18 protein-coding genes are annotated in these 17,217 nt (G+C 68.0%); 8 read left to right on the top strand and 10 right to left on the bottom strand.

Features of this window, described 5'->3' with window-relative positions; genetic code table 11:
* Positions 1-98: 98 nt before the first annotated feature.
* Genes BVE01S_RS10785 through chvI form a run of 3 tightly spaced genes read right to left on the bottom strand, consistent with a single transcriptional unit; the run spans position 99 to position 2,807 of the window.
* Positions 99-527, bottom strand: a complete 429-nt coding sequence (locus tag BVE01S_RS10785; protein ID WP_066627563.1) for an HPr kinase/phosphorylase — start codon at positions 525-527, stop codon at positions 99-101.
* Positions 524-2,134 carry a two-component sensor histidine kinase ChvG gene (gene chvG, locus BVE01S_RS10780; protein WP_066627413.1) on the bottom strand — a complete coding sequence of 537 codons (1,611 nt, stop codon included), beginning with the start codon at positions 2,132-2,134 and terminating at the stop codon, positions 524-526. Before chvG ends, BVE01S_RS10785 begins: the two co-directional genes overlap by 4 nt.
* Positions 2,103-2,807 carry a two-component response regulator ChvI gene (gene chvI / locus BVE01S_RS10775; RefSeq protein ID WP_039243953.1) on the bottom strand — a complete coding sequence of 235 codons (705 nt, stop codon included), beginning with the start codon at positions 2,805-2,807 and terminating at the stop codon, positions 2,103-2,105. Before chvI ends, chvG begins: the two co-directional genes overlap by 32 nt.
* 255 nt (positions 2,808-3,062) lie before the next feature.
* On the opposite strand from chvI, the gene BVE01S_RS10770 reads away from it, so the two are divergent.
* Positions 3,063-4,781 (top strand): hypothetical protein, encoded by a 1,719-nt coding sequence (locus tag BVE01S_RS10770; protein ID WP_066627560.1) that lies wholly within the window; start codon positions 3,063-3,065, stop codon positions 4,779-4,781.
* 6 nt (positions 4,782-4,787) lie between these two features.
* On the opposite strand, the gene BVE01S_RS10765 is transcribed toward BVE01S_RS10770, so the two are convergent.
* The 3 genes from BVE01S_RS10765 to ahcY form a co-directional block, all read right to left on the bottom strand.
* Positions 4,788-5,165 (bottom strand): TFIIB-type zinc ribbon-containing protein, encoded by a 378-nt coding sequence (locus BVE01S_RS10765; protein WP_066627411.1) that lies wholly within the window; start codon positions 5,163-5,165, stop codon positions 4,788-4,790.
* A gap of 457 nt (positions 5,166-5,622) precedes the next feature.
* Positions 5,623-6,843 carry a BaiN/RdsA family NAD(P)/FAD-dependent oxidoreductase gene (locus tag BVE01S_RS10760; RefSeq protein ID WP_084375378.1) on the bottom strand — a complete coding sequence of 407 codons (1,221 nt, stop codon included), beginning with the start codon at positions 6,841-6,843 and terminating at the stop codon, positions 5,623-5,625.
* A gap of 33 nt (positions 6,844-6,876) precedes the next feature.
* Positions 6,877-8,268 (bottom strand): adenosylhomocysteinase, encoded by a 1,392-nt coding sequence (ahcY, locus tag BVE01S_RS10755; RefSeq protein ID WP_017506126.1) that lies wholly within the window; start codon positions 8,266-8,268, stop codon positions 6,877-6,879.
* Between the two features lie 135 nt (positions 8,269-8,403).
* On the opposite strand from ahcY, the gene BVE01S_RS10750 reads away from it, so the two are divergent.
* On the top strand, positions 8,404-8,799 hold the full coding sequence (locus tag BVE01S_RS10750; protein WP_055754374.1) for a hypothetical protein: 396 nt from the start codon (positions 8,404-8,406) through the stop codon (positions 8,797-8,799).
* A gap of 9 nt (positions 8,800-8,808) precedes the next feature.
* Here the strand turns inward: BVE01S_RS10750 and BVE01S_RS10745 are convergent, their stop codons facing one another.
* Positions 8,809-10,971: a primosomal protein N' gene (locus BVE01S_RS10745; protein ID WP_066627408.1), complete on the bottom strand. Its 2,163-nt coding sequence runs from the start codon at positions 10,969-10,971 to the stop codon at positions 8,809-8,811.
* Positions 10,972-11,001: 30 nt separating this feature from the next.
* Between BVE01S_RS10745 and fsa the strand changes: the two genes are divergently transcribed.
* Genes fsa through BVE01S_RS10730 form a run of 3 tightly spaced genes read left to right on the top strand, consistent with a single transcriptional unit; the run spans position 11,002 to position 13,332 of the window.
* On the top strand, positions 11,002-11,655 hold the full coding sequence (fsa, locus tag BVE01S_RS10740; protein WP_026108568.1) for a fructose-6-phosphate aldolase: 654 nt from the start codon (positions 11,002-11,004) through the stop codon (positions 11,653-11,655).
* A gap of 37 nt (positions 11,656-11,692) precedes the next feature.
* The gene (locus BVE01S_RS10735; RefSeq protein WP_066627405.1) at positions 11,693-12,406 is read left to right on the top strand and encodes a DUF484 family protein; all 714 of its coding nucleotides are present in this window, start codon (positions 11,693-11,695) and stop codon (positions 12,404-12,406) included.
* Complete coding sequence (locus tag BVE01S_RS10730; RefSeq protein WP_066627402.1) at positions 12,388-13,332, top strand: tyrosine recombinase XerC; 945 nt, start codon at positions 12,388-12,390, stop codon at positions 13,330-13,332. The genes BVE01S_RS10735 and BVE01S_RS10730 overlap by 19 nt, the downstream gene beginning before the upstream one ends.
* Here the strand turns inward: BVE01S_RS10730 and BVE01S_RS10725 are convergent.
* A complete protein-coding gene (locus BVE01S_RS10725) occupies positions 13,329-13,670 on the bottom strand; it encodes a hypothetical protein (RefSeq protein ID WP_055807558.1) in 342 nt (113 codons plus the stop codon). The two genes, BVE01S_RS10730 and BVE01S_RS10725, sit on opposite strands and share 4 nt — an antisense overlap.
* A gap of 211 nt (positions 13,671-13,881) precedes the next feature.
* Here BVE01S_RS10725 and BVE01S_RS10720 point away from each other — a divergent pair, with 211 nt between their 5' ends.
* A complete protein-coding gene (locus BVE01S_RS10720; RefSeq protein ID WP_066627399.1) occupies positions 13,882-14,829 on the top strand; it encodes an aspartyl protease family protein in 948 nt (315 codons plus the stop codon).
* On the opposite strand, the gene BVE01S_RS10715 is transcribed toward BVE01S_RS10720, so the two are convergent.
* Entirely contained in the window at positions 14,830-15,621 is a 792-nt protein-coding gene (locus BVE01S_RS10715) for an SDR family oxidoreductase (protein ID WP_066627397.1), read from the bottom strand.
* Positions 15,622-15,756: 135 nt separating this feature from the next.
* Between BVE01S_RS10715 and BVE01S_RS10710 the strand changes: the two genes are divergently transcribed.
* Together BVE01S_RS10710 and BVE01S_RS10705 are read left to right on the top strand one after the other, a co-directional pair.
* Complete coding sequence (locus BVE01S_RS10710; RefSeq protein WP_055754368.1) at positions 15,757-16,134, top strand: hypothetical protein; 378 nt, start codon at positions 15,757-15,759, stop codon at positions 16,132-16,134.
* Between the two features lie 53 nt (positions 16,135-16,187).
* Positions 16,188-16,742 (top strand): lipocalin family protein, encoded by a 555-nt coding sequence (locus BVE01S_RS10705; RefSeq protein ID WP_066627395.1) that lies wholly within the window; start codon positions 16,188-16,190, stop codon positions 16,740-16,742.
* A gap of 30 nt (positions 16,743-16,772) precedes the next feature.
* Here the strand turns inward: BVE01S_RS10705 and BVE01S_RS10700 are convergent, their stop codons facing one another.
* On the bottom strand, positions 16,773-17,114 hold the full coding sequence (locus BVE01S_RS10700) for a hypothetical protein (RefSeq protein ID WP_157076454.1): 342 nt from the start codon (positions 17,112-17,114) through the stop codon (positions 16,773-16,775).
* Positions 17,115-17,217 lie beyond the last annotated feature (103 nt).

Raw genomic sequence — 17,217 nt, 5'->3', positions numbered from 1 at the left:
CCCGAACCGTCCCAGGCATTCCCCCGCCCGGCAAGGGAGGCCGGACGCCGCCCTCTATGGACCGCAAGGGGCGTGTCATAGACCCGTCTTTCGGGGTTTCAAAGCGTCTCCAACGCCGCTGCGACCACATCGACGGCCGAGGCGGGTCGGGGATCGAGCGCCAGTAGGGGCAGATCGACCCCCGCAAAAGCCCGTGTCTGCGGCTCCGGAAGCCGTTCGACCCCTTCCGCGATACAGGCCACGGCCAGCGCCACGCGACAGACCGGCCGTGTTCTGGCGGCCACGATTCCAAGGCCGCGCACCTCGATCCGACCGGCGATGGAGGCCGGCGCCGACGCATGAACGGCCCCGTCCGAGGCCCAGACCTGTGTATAGTCGTCGCTGACCAGCCGCCAGCCGCGCCCGATCAGCCGCAGCGCCAGATCGCTCTTGCCCGCGCCCGATGGTCCCAGGATCATCACCCCCTGCCAGGCCCCGCGCCGGCGCACGGCGACGGTGGTGGCGTGGACGGGCTGGCCCGGGGTCACGACCAACGGCCGACCGCCGGGAAGACGATCTCGAACCGCGCCCCGCCTTCGGTCTTGTTTTCGGCGTGGACGCGACCGCCATGCGCCTCGACGATCTGACGCACGATGGACAGGCCCAGGCCCGAGTTGGAGCCGAACACCGCCCCCTTGGGCCGCGAGGTATAGAACCGCTCGAACACCGTCTCCAGATTCTCGGCCGGAATGCCCGGCCCCTGGTCCTCGACCCGGACCCGGATCGGCAGATCGTCCCCGATGTCCTCCAGCGTCACCTGCACCACGCCGCCTGCGGGGCTGAACGAGCGGGCGTTGTCGATCAGGTTGCGGAACACCTGCCCCAGCGGCCCGTCGCGCCCCATGACCCGCAGGGCCTGTTCGGGCGCCGTCAGCACGACCGGAATGTCGCCGGGCTTGGCCGTCGTCTCATAGACGCCGACGATATCGACCAGCAGACGGTTCAGATCGACCGGCCGCGGCCGATCGCGCGACAGCTCCGCATCCAGCCGCGAGGCGTTGGAGATGTCTGTAATCAGCCGGTCCAGCCGACGCACGTCCTGCTGCAACAGCGCCGTCAGCTTCTCGCGGTGCGCATCGGTCTTGACCAGCGGCAGGGTCTCCAGCGCCGACCGGATCGAGGTCAGGGGGTTCTTGATCTCGTGCGACACATCGGCCGCGAACCGTTCGATGGCGTCCATCCGCGTCGACAGGGTGTCGGTCATGGATTCCAGGGACCGCGCCAGATCGCCGATCTCGTCCTTGCGATCCTCCAGATCCGGCAGGGAGATGGCCCGCGCGCGTTGCAGCTTCACCTGATCCGCCGCCGCCGACAGCCGCATGATCGGCCGCGCCACGAACAGATGCAGCAGCAGCGATCCCAAGAGATTGACCCCCAGCGCCACCAGGGCGAACGGGAACAGCGCCTGCCGCTGAGCGCCCAGGATTTCGTCCACGTCCCCGGATTCGACGGTCAGCACGCCCAGCACCTGACGCACATGGCGCACGGGAATGGAGACGGAGACGACGCGGTCGCCGGATTCGTTGCGACGCAGGGTCGATTGGGGCGAGCCGTCCAGCGCCGCCGCCACCTCCGCTGCCAGTTCGCTGTCGGCGCGGGCGACCCGGCGTTCGGACAGCAGGTTGGCCTTGGCGGCGTCCTCGGTCGCCGTTCCCGCCGGCTGCGCGTCGGGCAGGGGCTGCCCGCCGATGGCCTCGGTCACCTGATAGCTATCGACCAGCAACAGGCCGTTCCCGTCAAACAGCCGCACCCGCTGGCCCGCCGGGATGAACCGGTCGGTCAGCCAGATTGACGCACGAACATAGTCCAGTTCGGGCGTCGGCTCGCCCCGGGTCACGCCTTCTTCGCGCAACACATTGGCCAGCAACTCGGCCTGGACCGTCAGCGATTCCTGACGCGCCTCGATCAGGCCCGGACGCCATTCATTGATCGCCAACGCCCCGCCGAACAGGATCAGCAGGCTGAGCAGATTGAGCACCAGGATGAAGCCGCCCAGCCGCAATCCGCCGAAGCGGAACAACGGCCGGCGCTGGGGCTCATCGTCGGGCTCGCGCCCGCCCGGTTCAGCTCTCGCGGTAGCGGTAGCCGACGCCATACAGGGTCTCGATCGCGTCGAACTCATTGTCCACGGCGCGGAACTTCTTGCGCATCCGCTTCACGTGGCTGTCGATGGTGCGGTCGTCGACATAGACCTGGTCGTCGTAGGCGGCGTCCATCAGGTTGTCGCGGCTCTTCACGAAGCCGGGACGCTGGGCCAGGGCCTGCAGCAGCAGGAACTCGGTCACGGTCAGCTTGACGGGCTTGCCGTCCCAGGTCGACTCGTGGCGCGCCGGGTCCATCGACAGCTTGCCGCGCTTGATCGCCCGGCCCGAGACTTCGGCGGCCGATTCCGGTTCGCCGCCATCGGCGCCCGTGCGCCGCAGCAGCGCTTTGACCCGCTCGATCAGCAGACGCTGGCTGAAGGGTTTGTGGATATAGTCGTCGGCGCCCAGGTTGAAGCCCAGGATCTCGTCGATCTCCTCGTCCTTGGACGTCAGCATGATCACCGGGATCTGCGAGGTCTGGCGCAGGCGACGCAGCACCTCCATCCCGTCCATGCGCGGCATCTTCACGTCCAGGATCGCCAGATCGGGCGGCGAGGATTCCAGCGCGGCCAGACCCGAGGCCCCGTCGTGATAGGCGGTGATCTTGTGGCCATGGCTTTCCAGCGCCAGCGAAACGGACGCCACGATGTTCTCGTCGTCATCGACCAGAGTGATATTGGCCAAGGGTGTCTTCTCCTGAACTTTACGTTCCCGCGAGCAACAACGCACAGCAAGCGTAACCGTTCGATCTCGGTCACATTAGGGCTAGAGCGTTTCGGGCCGAATGAAAATCGCCTGCAACCCGAAAGCGGTTTGGTGACAGTCAGATGGTCACGGCGCCGCCTCGATTCAACGCGCGCACAGCGTTCCTCCGGCGCGCCAAGAAACATTCTGGCTTCGAAAACCTCGCCTTAAAGGCTTGGGATGCAGGATCGCCCCATGGCGGGTCCGATCCACTACGAAGTCTATGTCCGCAAGAGCGCCCCGTCGTCGTGGACGCTGCTGATCGCGACCGAAGACCGCAAACACGCCATCGAGACCGCCGAGGAACAGCTTCGAGACCGTCTCGCCATCGCCTCGCGCGTGACCAAGGAGACGTTGGACCCCGAGACGATGGAGTTCAGCTCCCTGACCATCCTGACGCTGGGCGCGCCGGAGGAGCGAAAGAAAAAGGTCGCCGACAAGGCGGTCCCGCCGGCCTGCAGCAGTCCGGCCGAACTCTATTCGCCCCATGCCCGCGCCCTGATCGGCCGGGTGCTGGAGGACTGGCTGAAACGCGAGGGCGTGACCGCCTTCGAACTGCTGCATCGGCCCGACGTGGCCGAACGGCTGGAGGCGGCCGGGGTCGAGCTTCAGCACGCCATCCAGAAGGTCGCGGTCCCCGAAAGTGAGGCCACGGGCCAGCAGGTGCACGGCGTCGTGCGCCACTATCAGAAGCTGGTCGAGCAGGCGATGACGCGGCTGCGCAAGGCCGGGCGCGACGGCGTCTTTCCGTCGCTGGAGGACCGCTCCATCGCCGATCTGGCCCATCGGCTGGCTGGTGCGCCGGACCGCGCCCTCGTCATGGGCGGGGTCGTCGCCGGCGCGCTGAAGGATCGGCGCGGCGCCCGCGATCGCCTGACCGTGCTGATGGACCTGATGGACGCCGCGCCCGCCGACGGTCCGCCGCGCGCCCTGGTCGTGGTGGTGGTCGAGCAGATCGTCGCCGAAATGCTGGCCGTGCGCACCAACCTGACCGAGATTTTGGGCCCGTCACTGGACCAGGGCGCCAATCTGGCGGCCATCGTTCGCATGGTCGCGCCGGACGAGATGGACGCCCTGTTGCGGATGGACCCGCGCCTCGCCCTGATGATGCCCCAGGTCGAAGGACCGGCCGCGCGCCTGGGCCTGCATCTGGCCTCGGGTGAGTTTCCGCTTCTGGCCGCGTCCCTCGCCCGTATGGTCACCCGCGAACTGACCAGCCAGCGCCGCCTCCGCCCCCATGATCCGGTCGGAGAGATCGACATCCTGCGCCTGCTGGCCATGGCCCTGACGGCCTCGGCCGGCCGTCTGCTGACGCTGGAAGAGGTCCAGACCGCCTTCGTCGAACGCTCCAAGAGCCTGGTTACGGCCGATTTCGTCGGCGCCTACGTCAACCCCTGCCCGACGGTCTTGGCCGAGGCCGAGCAGCTGACCCGCCTGTGCGAAAACGTGACCGGCGGGGCGAACAAACGCGCCGCCGCGCGGTGGCTCAGCGCCTGTATCGGCTCGCTGCGTTTCGAAACCGAGATCCGCCAGTCCGTCCCGGGCGGCCCCAGCGCCTCGCACAAACTCGCGACCCTGGCCCGGCTTCAACGCTCGGTTCAGGCCGCGCATCTGGCCGACCACGACCAGGCCCAGATCATGGACGCCATCGGCGCGGTCGGCGCCAATCTGGAGGCCGACGCCCATCTGGTCGCCCAGATCGTCCGCGCCCAGGCGGCTGCGCCTCAAAAGCTGACGGCCCTGCTGAAACTGGCCACCGGTGAAGCCGGCCCGCTGGGCCCCGTGGCCGACCGCGCCCGCGCCGAGGCCATCAAGCTGCTGCGCTCGCCCGACGTCCGCACCGCCCTGACCGCCGCGCCGCAAAACGTCGCGGCGTTGAGAGGCCTGATGCAGCAGGCGGGCCTGGCGGCCTAGCCGGCCTCAGTCGAAGATGTCGAAGATGCTGTCGCGCTTCTTTTTCTTGTAGCGATAGTCGTCGTCGCGATGCCGGTCGTCGCGATATTTGTCGCTTCGGTAGCCGCGATCGTCGCCGCGATACGGCTGTGACGCCCCGCCGCCCCAGGGTTGGGCTGGGGGCTGGGCATAGGGCTGAGGCTGCGGCGGCGGCGGATAGGCCTGCGGCGCGGGCGCGACCGGGGCTGTGGCGCGGCCCTCCTCGACGGCGGCGGCCATCAGCTTTTCCAGCTCGCCGCGATCCAGCCAGACGCCCCGGCAGTCGGGGCACATGTCGAACTGGACGCCGTTGCGCTCCAGCGTCTGCATGGCGGCGTTGTCGTTGGGGCACATCAGAAGGGGCATGTCGGGCTCCGATCGAAAAAGAATGGGCGGTCGATGCGACAGGCCAGGAGGGGAAAGCTTCGCCGCATCGACACGCCCTTGCGGTCCGACATCGCGTCGCACGATCCGGCGCAAGGAAGGGGGACGCCAGACCGCGAGAACGCCAGAGGGGCCCGTTCCGCCTCTTCAAGCTAGGCGCCGTCGCAGCCCGCCGCCATGCGTCGCGGGGCCGCAGGGGGCTTCGGCCGTCCTCGCCATCCTATCAGCGACGACGATTGCGAGCTTTTACCACGAGTTACGACCGACCAGCGACTCTTTGCCGGTCATGGTCCTGGATCGGGTTAGAATGGAGCCCCGGTCTTTGACATCTTCGCGCGCCGCCAGAACGCGCGCCGAAATAGATAGATTAGACGAATTAGACGGTGTTTTTGTCGGCGGACCCGCCGGCTAAAGTGCACAGATTGCACCTTAAAAAATTCTAGCAGACCTGCCCGGCGGCCCAGCCCGACGACCAGGCCCACTGGAAATTATAGCCGCCCAGCCAGCCGGTCACGTCCACCGCCTCGCCGATGAAATATAGGCCCGGAACCGCCTTGGCCTGCATCGTCTGCTGGTCCAGCGCGGCCGTATCGACCCCGCCCAGCGTCACCTCGGCGGTCCTGTAACCTTCGGACCCCACCGGCTTGACCGCCCAGGCGTTGACCGCCTGATCCAGCCGCCGCAGCACCTTGTCCGACAGGTCCGCCAGATTGCCCGACGCCCCTTCGCGCTGGCACAGGCTCTCGGCCAGACGACGCGGCACGATATGGCCCAGCGCGGTGTGCACCGCCTGTTTGCCGTTCGACGCCTTGGCCGCCTTCAACTCCTCGAACACGTCGCGGCCGGGCGCCATCGAGGCCACCACCGCCTCGCCCTCGCGCCAGTAGGAGCTGATCTGCAGAATGGCCGGACCCGACAGACCGCGATGCGTGAACAGCATCGCCTCGTTGAAGCTGGCCTTGCGCGCCTTGGCCCCTTCGGGCGCCGAGGCGACCGAGGCGTCCACCGCCACCCCCGCCAGCGGCGTCAGCGTCTCCAGCAGTCCCGCCTCGAAGGTCAGGGGAACCAGCGCCGGCCGCGTCTCGGTGACGCGAATGTCGAACTGGCGCGCCACCTCATAGGCCCAGCCGGTCGCCCCCATCTTGGGGATCGACTTGCCGCCCGTCGCCACGACCAGCGACGCCGCCGTGACCTGCGATCCGTCCGACAGGATCGCCTTGAAGCCGTCGCCGGATCGCTCGATCCGCGTCACGCCGATCTTCAGGCTCAGGGTCACGCCCGCCGCCGCCATGTCGTCGGTCAGCATACGGACGATCTGCTTGGCGCTGTCGTCGCAGAACAGCTGACCCAGCGTTTTCTCGTGCCAGGCGATCCCGGCCCTATCGATGCGCTTGACGAAGTCGTGCTGGGTGTAGCGGCGCAGGGCCGAGGTCGCGAACCGGGGGTTCTCGCCCAGGAAGTTCGCCGGCCCGCAGCCCAGATTGGTGAAGTTGCAGCGTCCGCCGCCCGAGATGCGGATCTTCTCGCCCGGCCGGTCGGCATGGTCCACGACCCTGACTCGCCGCCCGCGTCGCGCGGCCTCGATGGTGGCCATCATCCCGGCCGCGCCGGCCCCGACCACAAGGACGTCGACGAGGGCGTCCGAAGACGCCCTCGTCACTTGGAACCTCGCGGTTCCAGCCTCGGGGAGAGCTTAGTAACGGTAGTGATCCGCCTTGAACGGGCCTTCGACCGGCACGTTGATGTAATCGGCCTGGTCTTTTGTCAGGACGGTCAGCTTGGCGCCCAGCTTGGCCAAGTGCAGCATGGCGACCTTCTCGTCCAGGTGCTTGGGCAGGGTGTAAACCTTGTTCTCGTACTTGTCGGCGTTGGTCCACAGTTCGATCTGGGCCAGCGTCTGGTTGGTGAAGGACGCCGACATCACGAAGGACGGGTGGCCCGTGGCGTTGCCCAGGTTCACCAGGCGGCCTTCCGACAGCAGGATGATCTTCTTGCCGTCCGGGAACTCGACGTGGTGGACCTGCGGCTTGATCTCGTCCCACTTGAAGTTCTTCAGGCCGGCGACCTGAATCTCCGAGTCGAAGTGGCCGATGTTGCAGACGATGGCGTTGTTCTTCATCTGCCGCATGTGGTCGACGGTGATGACGTCCTTGTTGCCGGTCGTCGTCACATAGATGTCGGCGCGGCCGGCGGTGTCGTCCAGCGTCTGGACCTCATAGCCTTCCATCGCGGCCTGCAGGGCGCAGATCGGGTCGATCTCGGTCACGATCACGCGGGCGCCGCCCTGGCGTAGCGAGGCGGCCGAGCCCTTGCCCACGTCGCCGTAGCCGCAGACCACCGCGACCTTGCCCGACAGCATGACGTCGGTGCCGCGACGGATCGCGTCGACCAGCGATTCCCGGCAGCCGTACAGGTTGTCGAACTTGGACTTGGTGACGCTGTCGTTGACGTTGATGGCGGGGAAGGGCAGCTCGCCCTTTTCGGCCATCTGATACAGGCGGTGGACGCCCGTGGTCGTCTCTTCCGACACGCCGCCGATGGCGTCGCGGATGGCCGAATAGAAGCCGGGCTTCTCAGCCAGATAGCGCTTCATGACCTTGAAGAGAGCCTCTTCCTCTTCGTTCTGCGGGTTGGCCAGGACCGAGATGTCCTTCTCGGCCTTCGGACCCAGCACGCACAGCAGGGTCGCGTCGCCGCCGTCGTCCAGGATCAGGTTCGGATAGCCGCCGTCGGCCCATTCGAAGATCTTGTGGGCGTAGTCCCAGTATTCTTCCAGCGTCTCGCCCTTAGTGGCGAAGACCGGGGTGCCGTTGGCGGCGATGGCGGCGGCGGCGTGGTCCTGGGTCGAGAAGATGTTGCACGAGGCCCAGCGCACTTCGGCGCCCAAGGCTTCCAGCGTCTGGATCAGGACCGCCGTCTGGATCGTCATGTGCAGGCTGCCGGCGATGCGGGCGCCCTTCAGCGGCTGGCTGGCGCCGAACTCGTCACGCAGGGACATCAGGCCCGGCATTTCGGTTTCGGCGATCTCGATTTCCTTGTTGCCCCAATCGGCCAGGGTGATGTCGCGAACGATGTAGTCGGTCATGGCTTGGGCTCCCGGCCGCAATGAGTTTGGGCCCTCATAGCCCGGCGCGCGTCGAGTATCAACAAACACATAAAGATATCCTTATGCGATCCAGGCTCAGCAGTTTCTTAAATCCTTGCCGGTAGAGACCTCGTCATGGAACGCCGCGCTCTACTCGGTCTCGCCGTCGTCGCGACGGCCGCCTCAACCTCCGCCCGCGCTTCGAGCGGCGGCGCGGCGCCGTCGGCCGACACCTATATCCGGCTGCCAGTCATCACCGCCTCGATCCTTCAGGCGAACGGTCGTCGGGGCGTGCTGACCATCGAAACCGGCGTCGATGTGCCCGATGCGACCCTTCGCACCCGCGCCCAGCAGTCCGCGCCGCGCCTGCGCGCCGCCTACAACACCGCCGCCCAGCGCTTCGCCAACGGCCTGCGTCCCGGCGTCGTGCCCGACATCGACCAGCTGTCGGCCGCGCTTCAGGCGGCGACCAACGCCACCCTGGGCCGCCCCGGCGCCCGCCTGCTGCTCGGCACCGTCATGGCGGTCTGATTTCCGCCTCTAGAGGAATGAGTAGGGGTCCACGTCCACCGTCAGGCGGACGGAGCCCGGCACCTTCACCCGCTGAAGCCAGGCCCGCAGGAAGGCCTGGAGGTTCACGTCCCGGTCGGCCCGCACCAGCAGCCGTTTGCGCCGCCTCCCCCGCACCAGGGCCAGGGGCGCATCGGCGGGGCCATAGACCTCCAGCCGTTCGGCGTTGGGAATGGCCTGGGCCAGGTCGTTCGCCGTCTTCTCGACGGCGGCCGCATTCTCGCTGGACAGGATGATCGCCGCCAGCCGGCCATAGGGCGGCAGGGACGCCGCCTCGCGTTCGGCCATCTCGGCTTCCACGAAGGAGTCACGATCACCGGCTGCCAGCGCCATCAGCACCGGGTGCTCGGGCGTCCAGGTCTGAAGCAGCGCCCGCCCCGGCCGATCCGCCCGTCCCGCCCGACCCGTCGCCTGGGCCAAAAGCTGATAGGTCCGCTCGGCCGCGCGCAGGTCGCCGCCGCGTAGCCCTAGATCCGCATCCACCACGCCCACCAGGGTCAGGCGCGGGAAGTTGTGGCCCTTGGCTGCGGCCTGTGTCGCGACCAGAATGTCGATCTCGCCGTCCGTCATCTTCTGGATCAGGGCGCGGGCCGATCGGGCGTCGGGCGCAGTGTCGGAGCTGAAGACCGCGGTGCGCGCCTCGGGGAACAGCTGGCGCACCTCTTCCTCGACCCGCTCGACCCCCGGTCCCACCGAGACCAGCGAATCCTCGGCCCCGCACGAGGGACACAGCTTGGGCCGAGCCATCGAAAAGCCGGTCAGGTGACAGACCAGCCGCCCGGTATAGCGATGCTCGACCAGCCAGCTGTCGGTGTCCGGCGCCGTCAGCCGATGGCCGCAGGCGCGGCACAGGACCACGGGCGCATAGCCGCGCCGGTTCAGGAACAGCAGGGTCTGCTCACCGCGCAGCAGGGTTTCGCCGATGGCCAGGCGCAGCGGCTGCGACAGCCAGGTCTGCGGGTCGGGCGTGTTCTGACGCAGGTCCAGCAGGGCGATGTCCGGCAGGACCGCCGTTCCGTGCCGCGCGCCCAGCTTCAGCCAGTCGTAGCGCCCGCTCTGCGCGTTCCACAGCGTCTCCAGAGACGGCGTCGCCGAGGCCAGGACCACCGCCGCCCCCTCGATCCGCGCCCGCGCCACGGCCAGGTCGCGGCCGTGATAGACCAGGCCTTCCTCCTGTTTGAACGAGCCGTCGTGCTCCTCGTCCACGACGATCAGGCGCAGATTGACGAAGGGCAGAAACAGGGCCGAGCGCGCCCCGACCACGATGTTGCAGCGCCCGGCGACGACCGCCTCCCACACCTGGCGGCGGCGCGGCGGGGCGACGCCGGAATGCCATTCGGCCGGGGCGGCGCCGAAGCGCGCCGTGATCCGCTCGATCAGGGCCTGGGTCAGAGCGATCTCGGGCAGCAGGATGAGGATTTGCGCGGACGCATCGGCCCGCAGCACCCGCGCGATCGCCTCCAGATAGGCCTCGGTCTTGCCCGATCCCGTCACCCCGTCCAGCAGGAAGGGGCGGAAGCCGCCACCCGCCACGCCATCCGCCATCGCCGACGCCGACGCCGCCTGGTCGCCGTTCAACGCGGCGGGCGCATGGTCGGGGTCGGGCCGGTCGAACGCCGCCTCGGCCGCGATCTCGATGATCTCCAGCACGCCCTCGTCGATCAGGCCCTTGACCACGCCCGATGACACCCCCGCCGCCCGCGCCAGGTCGGCCGGCGGCATGGCGCGATCGCCCAGGGTCTCCAGCACGCCCGTCCGCGCCGGGGTGGCGCGCGACGGCGACCGCTCGCCCACGCGTCGCACCCGGCGTTCCGGCCGGGGCCGAGGCGCGCGCAAGCCCTTCAGCGCCGTCGCCGCCATCTCACCCGGCGCCGACAGGGTCCAGCGTCCGGCCCATTCCACGAAATCCATGACGCCCGCAGGCAGCGGCGGATCGTCCAATCGGCTGTCGATCGCCTTCAGTCGCCGGTTTGAGCCTGTGGTCTCGAACACCTCGGACACCACGCCGCGGATCAGGCGAGGCCCCAGCGGCACGGCGACCTGATCGCCCCGCGTCAGCGTCATGCCTTCGGGCGCCTCATAGTCGAAGGCCTCCGGCACCGGCAGGGGAATGAGGACCGAGGCGACTTTCACCGAACTGCGCCCTCGGCTATGAAGCCGCCCATGAAACTCTTTCTCGATACCGCCGACGTCGCCGTCATCAAGGACATGGTCCCCACAGGAATGGTGGATGGCGTCACCACCAATCCGTCGCTGATCGCCAAGTCGGGTCGGAACATCGCCGAGGTCATCGCCGAAATCTGCGCCCTGGTCGAGGGGCCGATTTCCGCCGAGGCCGTCTCGCTCGATTTCGAGACCATGGTCAAGGAAGGCGACAAGCTGGCCGCCATCGCGCCGAACGTGGTGGTGAAACTGCCCCTGACCTGGGATGGCCTGCGCGCCTGCCGCGTCTTCACCGACAAGGGCATCAAGACCAACGTCACCCTGTGCTTCTCGGCCGCCCAGGCGCTGCTGGCCGCCAAGGCCGGCGCCACCTTCGTCTCGCCGTTCGTCGGACGTCTGGAAGACAACGGCGCCGACGGCATTGGCCTGCTGGAAGAAATCCGCGTCCTGTATGACGTGCACGGTTTCGAAACCCAGATCCTGGCCGCGTCCCTGCGCAATGTCGGCCATGTCGCCGCCGCCGCCGTCGCCGGATCGGACGCCGCCACCTTCGGAGCCGACACATTCAAGGCCTTGGTGAACCACCCGTTAACCGACAAGGGTCTTGATGCCTTCGTGGCGGACTGGGCCAAGACGGGTCAGTCTATTCTCTAGCATCGCGGTTCCCGGAGAGGTCTGTTTGAGCGGCTCATTGGACCTTTTCGAAACGTCGGAATCAGACGCAACGCCCCACATCGGCGATGGCTTGCATTGGCCCGACGTGCGCGGCTGGCTGCAGACCAATCCCCAGACCCTGCTGGACGACCGGTCCCTGCTGGAAGAGATCGGTCTGCGGCCGCATGGCCGCAACGTGGTCGAGTTCGGGGCCGCCGCCCTGACACGATTGGAGGCCGTGGTCGAGCGCGAGACCGGCGCCCGGCGCGAGATCGAACTGATCGCCCGCGCCAACTTCGCCGCCCAGACCCAGACGCACGTCGCGACCCTGGACCTGATGGAGGCCAAGAATCATTCCGACCTGGCCCGTCGACTGGATGCGGCGGCGCAGGGGCGGTTTGGGTTGGCCGGCGCCGCTATCGCTCTGGAAAAACCGGGCGGCGTGCCCTTTGGCTGGCGCGCCCTGGAAGAGGGCGATGTCGACAATCTGCTGGGCGAGCACGGCCTGACCTGGCTGGGCCCGATGATCTCGGGATTGAACTTCTTCGGCGCGGCCGAGGATCAGGTGAGGTCCATCGCCCTGGTCCGCATGGCCCCGCACCTGACGCCGGGTGGCCCGCCCCGCCCCTGCATCTGCGCTTTCGGCTCGCCCGAGCCCGAAGGCTTCACCCCCAACATGGGCTGCGAACTGGCCGCCTTCCTGGCGCGGGTGACGGAGCGGATGGCCGAGCGATGGCCGGTCCTGAACTGAAAAGCCCTGAACTGACCGCCTCCGACGCCCTGCGCGCCTGGCTCGATCACCTGGCGCACGAACGTCGGCTGTCGCCGCGCACGCTGGAGGCCTATGGCCATATCGGTCGGCTCTATGTCGCCTTCCTCGAACACCATCGCGGCGAGACCCTGTCGCTAAAGGACATGGGGACGATCACCGCCGCCGAGGTCCGCGCCCACATGGCCGAGCGGCGCTCAGGCGATCACCCGCTGGCAGCCCGGTCGCTTAGCCAGAGCCTGTCGGCCATTCGCGGTTTTCACGCTTTCCTCGACCGGCGGTTGGACACGCCCGCCCCGCAGCTGGCCCTGGTGCGCGGTCCCAAGGTCAAGCCGTCCCTGCCCCGGCCGGTGACCGAAGATCAGGCGCGCGGCCTGCTGGCCGAACCGGACGCCGATCCCGACGCCGAACCGTGGGAGGCCGCGCGTGACAGAGCTGTCCTGACCCTGCTCTACGGCTGCGGCCTGCGGATCTCCGAGGCCATGTCCCTGACCCGCGCCGATGCGCCGCTGGGCGAAACCCTGCGTATCGTCGGCAAGGGGTCAAAGACGCGGATCGCGCCGATCCTGCCCGCCGTGCGCGATGCGGTGGACGCCTATCTGGCCCTGCTGCCCTTCCCGCTCCAGCCCGCCGACGCCCTGTTCCGCGCCCGCCGCGGCGGCCCCTTAAGCCCCCGTCATGTCCAGGCCTCGGTCCAGCGGCTGCGCGGCCGGCTAGGTCTGCCGGAGCGCACTACGCCTCACGCCCTACGCCACAGTTTCGCGACCCACCTGCTGGGCGCCGGCGCCGACCTGCGGTCGATCCAGGAACTGCTGGGCCACGCCAGCCTGTCGACGACCCAGAAATACACCGGCGTCGACGCGGATCGCCTCTTGAACGCCTATGCGGCCGCCCATCCCCGCGCCTAGCGACGCGGCGCGGGCGGAGCCGGCGGCACGCCGACATCGGGCTGCGCCGGCATCAGGTTTCGACCCAGCGCCCGTTGATCCGGCACGGCGTAGCTGATCGGCAGGGGGCAGTTGTTCTGATCGCGCCGGTCCAGCAGCAGATAGCGCCGGACCTGTCCATCATCGAGCGATCGATCCAGCGTCATGGCGCCGGCGCCGCCTTGCCGAGCCTGCATCAGCGGATCGCCGCAACGCTGCGTGTCCGCCCTTGGTGCGGAAACAACAAGATCACGGCTGGTGATCGCGCTGGAAGACGCCGCCGCGGGGTCGGCCAGGGCCAGCATAAGCAAGGTCAGCATCGCATCCTCCTGTTTCGGCTGGGACGATACGTCGACAACCCCCGATTGGCCAGACGGCACCGAACGCTGGGCGAGAAGGCGCAGCCGCGCTGAGACACGACGGACAAGAATATGTCTCAGGCTCTTCGCCAAAAGCGCGTAGCCTGCCCTGCCCTGACGAAGGCCCGAGGAGGACAGGCAATTGCGGCCAGGGTTTGGCGAAGGATCGAGCGTGAAAACGTCGCGGCGCAAGACGCTGGGCCTGCTGGCGGCTGTTCCGTTTGTGTCCGTCCAGACCGCGATCCCAGCAGACCCGCCCGATCAGGTGCGGCTCTTGCAAAATCTGTTGACGCGGATGGGCGTCGGCGTGCGTCTGAACGGAAGCGTCCATCAGGTCTTCGTCATCGACACCGGCGCCGAGCGCAGCGCGGTTTCGGCCGAGTTGGCCCAGGCCTTGGCCCTGCCGCCCGGCCGCCCGGTCGTGGTGCACGGGATCACGGCGGCTGAGGTCACGCCGACCGTTGAACTGGCGCAGATCGAGATCGGGCGGCGGCGCTTCAGCGACCTGACCCTGCCGGTCTTCCCGCGCGACGCCCTGGGCGCCGACGGCCTGCTCGGTCTGGACCTGCTGTCCCGCTTTCGCCTGACGCTGGACGTCAACGCCCGCCAGGTCGCCCTGTCGCCATCGGGGTCGACCAGCATCGCTTTGACGACCAGCGCTGACGCCACGCGGCTTCGTCAGCAGGACGTGCTGGTCGCCGGTCGTCGCGGCCGATTTGGTCAGTTACTCCTGACCCGGATCAATGTCGCCGGCTTGGAGGTCGCCGCCTTCATCGACAGCGGCGCGCAATATTCGATCGGCAATCTAACCCTGATGCAGGCGATCGACATCGGTCAGGCCCCCGCCTCATCCGAGCCGGTGCGCATGGTTGGCATCGTCGGCGGGGCGGTGACGGCCCGCACCGGCACGACGCCCACCCTGCACATCGCGGGACGATCGCTGGGCCCGACCCCGCTGCTGTTCGCCGACCTGCATGTGTTTCAGGTCATGGACCTGATCGACAAGCCCGCCCTGCTGCTGGGCGCCGATATCCTGAGCCGGTTCAGCCGCATCACCCTGGATTACGGCCGCAGCCGCGTGGCCTTCGGCGGCGTGCTGCGCCGTCGTGCGCCCGGCTGATCAGATCGCCTTGATCGCCCCGCCGTCCAGCCGGATCAGCGAGCCGGTGACATAGGCCGCCAGCGGACTGGCCAGGAAGGCGGCGGTGGCGCCGAACTCCTCGGTCGTGCCGATACGGCCGACCGGGATCGATTTGACGGATTCATCTCGCGCCTCTTGCGGCGTCGCGCCGGTGCGCTCAGCGGTCGCCTGGTCCAGCCTTTCGATCCGCGGCGTATCGATCCGCCCCGGCAGCAGGGTGTTGACCGTCACCCCGTCTGGTCCGACCTCATTGGCCAGTGTCTTGGCCCAGGCCGCGACCGAGGCCCGCAGGGTGTTGGACACGCCCAGCGCCGCCGACGGCTCGACCACCGTGATCGAGGCGACGTTCAGGATCCGCCCCCAGCCGGCCGCCCGCATGGCCGGCAGCACCCGGTCCGTCAGGCGGAAGATCGACAGCACCATCGACTCGAAATGATCGCGCCACACCGCCGGCTCAAGCCCCGACACGCCCGACGGCGGCGGCCCCCCGGTGTTGTTCAACAGGATTTCGATGTGCCCGCCCAGCAGATGCTCGGCCCGGTCCGTCGCCTTCAACAGCGCCTCATGGTCCGCCAGGTCCGCTGTGACCACGACCGCCCGGCCAGGCCCTGCCGCATTCAACGCATCCGCCACGGCCTGAAGCTTGCCTTCATCGCGCGACAGCAGGGCGACGTGCGCGCCCTCCGCGACCAGGGCCGTCGCCACGGCGCGGCCAAGGCCGGATGAGCCGCCGCAGATCAGGGCGCGCTTGCCGTCGAGTTTCAGGTCCATGGTCTTCTCCGATCCTGTGTGGCCCCGATATCGGATGCGTGGGTCCCCAGCGCAACGCGGCGTTAACCGAGACGGCGCACCTTCTTTGTCGAGCGGCCGCCGAGACCGCCAGGACAGGCCGGGGAGGGCTCGCCCATGTCGACCAAGATGACGTCCAGCACCCGCCGCCACAGCGACCATTTCGAGCCGCAGGACACCGATCCGCACGAACAGCGTCGCCTGCGCGGGCAGCTGGAGCAGATCGACTACGCCGCCTACGTCGCCAACAAGGAGGTGATCGGGCACGCCCTGACCGGCGTGGACGCCGGCTCGCTGCAAAAGCTGGCGGTCATGACCGCCACGGCCCGCGCCAAATGGGTCGCGGAATCGCTGCGCCTCGCTCACTCCGGCTCGGCCGTCACGCCGGACCAGGTCGCCCGCCTGACTGCCGCCCGCACCGCCTATGACGAACTGGCCGAAGCCTATGAGGCCCTGCGCCGGGTCATCGAAAGGGGCTACGTCGCGCTGCGGTGATCTGACGAGGACACGTGTCCGGAACCGGGCGCCCTCGTCATCGTTTTGCGGCCATGAAAATCGCTCGTATCGCTTCCATCGCCCTGATCGCCGGCGCCGCGCTGGCGCTGGGCGCCTGCGCCACCCTGCAACGCGGTCCCGTCGGCAACGCCGCCGTGCCCCAACCCACAAAGCCGGTCGACCTGAACCGCTACGCCGGCCTGTGGTATGAAATCGGGCGCTACGAGAACGGGTTCGAGCGCGGCTGCGAAGGCGTGACCGCCCAATACAGGTTACGCGATGACGGCCTGATCGGGGTATTGAACACCTGCCGCCAGGGTGCGGTCGATGGTCCGGAAAAGACCTCCGAGGGCAAGGCGAAGATCGTCGAGGGCACCGACAACGCCAAGCTGAAGGTGTCCTTCTTCGGCCCCTTCTATGTCGGCGACTATTGGGTTCTGGACCACGCTGACGACTATTCCTGGTCCATCGTCGGCGAGCCGTCGGGCCGCTACCTCTGGCTACTCAGCCGCACCGCGCAACCTTCGCCCCAGACCCGCGAAACCATCCTGAACCGCACCCGCGCCCTGGGCTATGACCTGACGCTGGTCCGGCCGACCCAGCACTGATCGCTAGCCCTGGCGGCTGGCTTGTCTGGTTCAGCACCAGGGAGGGTTTTCGGAATAGGCGCGCCTGAAACGCTCCCGCGCCCTTTTTACCGGCGGTAAAAAGTGGCCCGCTAGGGTGAAGCCAGCGCAAAGCGCCAATATGGGCGTGAAGAAGCGACCGTTATCCAGATCACTGATCGAACTGGCGAAAAGCAGCGCCAAAAACGGGATGGCCGGAACATTCATCACCGCGATGTCCCTGGAGCGATCAAACTTCGTGCCGGGATACCGGCGATGGCTATCGTCGGACGCTACCGCGACCCCGACGAAGGCGGAGATCGCCACAAAGGCGGCTACGACGACAACGATCAGTAAGATATCCGGCGCAGCCATCATACACCCTAGACGAGACAGAACGCAGACTGAAGGGTGCGCCGGATGATGTCCAGCCAGTAACGCTGTGTCTGATCAGGAACGCCTGGTGGAGCCGAGGGGA

This window comes from Brevundimonas vesicularis NBRC 12165 (genome assembly GCF_001592205.1).
In the GTDB taxonomy this organism is placed as follows: domain Bacteria; phylum Pseudomonadota; class Alphaproteobacteria; order Caulobacterales; family Caulobacteraceae; genus Brevundimonas; species Brevundimonas vesicularis.
This window is presented reverse-complemented; position numbering and strand designations above follow the sequence as displayed.

Excerpts from the sequence above, each read along its gene's own strand:
- chvG (WP_066627413.1), bottom strand. The coding sequence starts at position 2,134 with ATGGCGTCGGCTACCGCTACCGCGAGAGCTGAACCGGGCGGGCGCGAG.
- BVE01S_RS10770 (WP_066627560.1), top strand. The coding sequence starts at position 3,063 with ATGGCGGGTCCGATCCACTACGAAGTCTATGTCCGCAAGAGCGCCCCG.
- BVE01S_RS10765 (WP_066627411.1), bottom strand. The coding sequence starts at position 5,165 with ATGCCCCTTCTGATGTGCCCCAACGACAACGCCGCCATGCAGACGCTG.
- ahcY (WP_017506126.1), bottom strand. The coding sequence starts at position 8,268 with ATGACCGACTACATCGTTCGCGACATCACCCTGGCCGATTGGGGCAAC.
- BVE01S_RS10750 (WP_055754374.1), top strand. The coding sequence starts at position 8,404 with ATGGAACGCCGCGCTCTACTCGGTCTCGCCGTCGTCGCGACGGCCGCC.
- fsa (WP_026108568.1), top strand. The coding sequence starts at position 11,002 with ATGAAACTCTTTCTCGATACCGCCGACGTCGCCGTCATCAAGGACATG.
- BVE01S_RS10730 (WP_066627402.1), top strand. The coding sequence starts at position 12,388 with ATGGCCGGTCCTGAACTGAAAAGCCCTGAACTGACCGCCTCCGACGCC.
- BVE01S_RS10725 (WP_055807558.1), bottom strand. The coding sequence starts at position 13,670 with ATGCTGACCTTGCTTATGCTGGCCCTGGCCGACCCCGCGGCGGCGTCT.
- BVE01S_RS10715 (WP_066627397.1), bottom strand. The coding sequence starts at position 15,621 with ATGGACCTGAAACTCGACGGCAAGCGCGCCCTGATCTGCGGCGGCTCA.
- BVE01S_RS10710 (WP_055754368.1), top strand. The coding sequence starts at position 15,757 with ATGTCGACCAAGATGACGTCCAGCACCCGCCGCCACAGCGACCATTTC.
- BVE01S_RS10705 (WP_066627395.1), top strand. The coding sequence starts at position 16,188 with ATGAAAATCGCTCGTATCGCTTCCATCGCCCTGATCGCCGGCGCCGCG.
- BVE01S_RS10700 (WP_157076454.1), bottom strand. The coding sequence starts at position 17,114 with ATGGCTGCGCCGGATATCTTACTGATCGTTGTCGTCGTAGCCGCCTTT.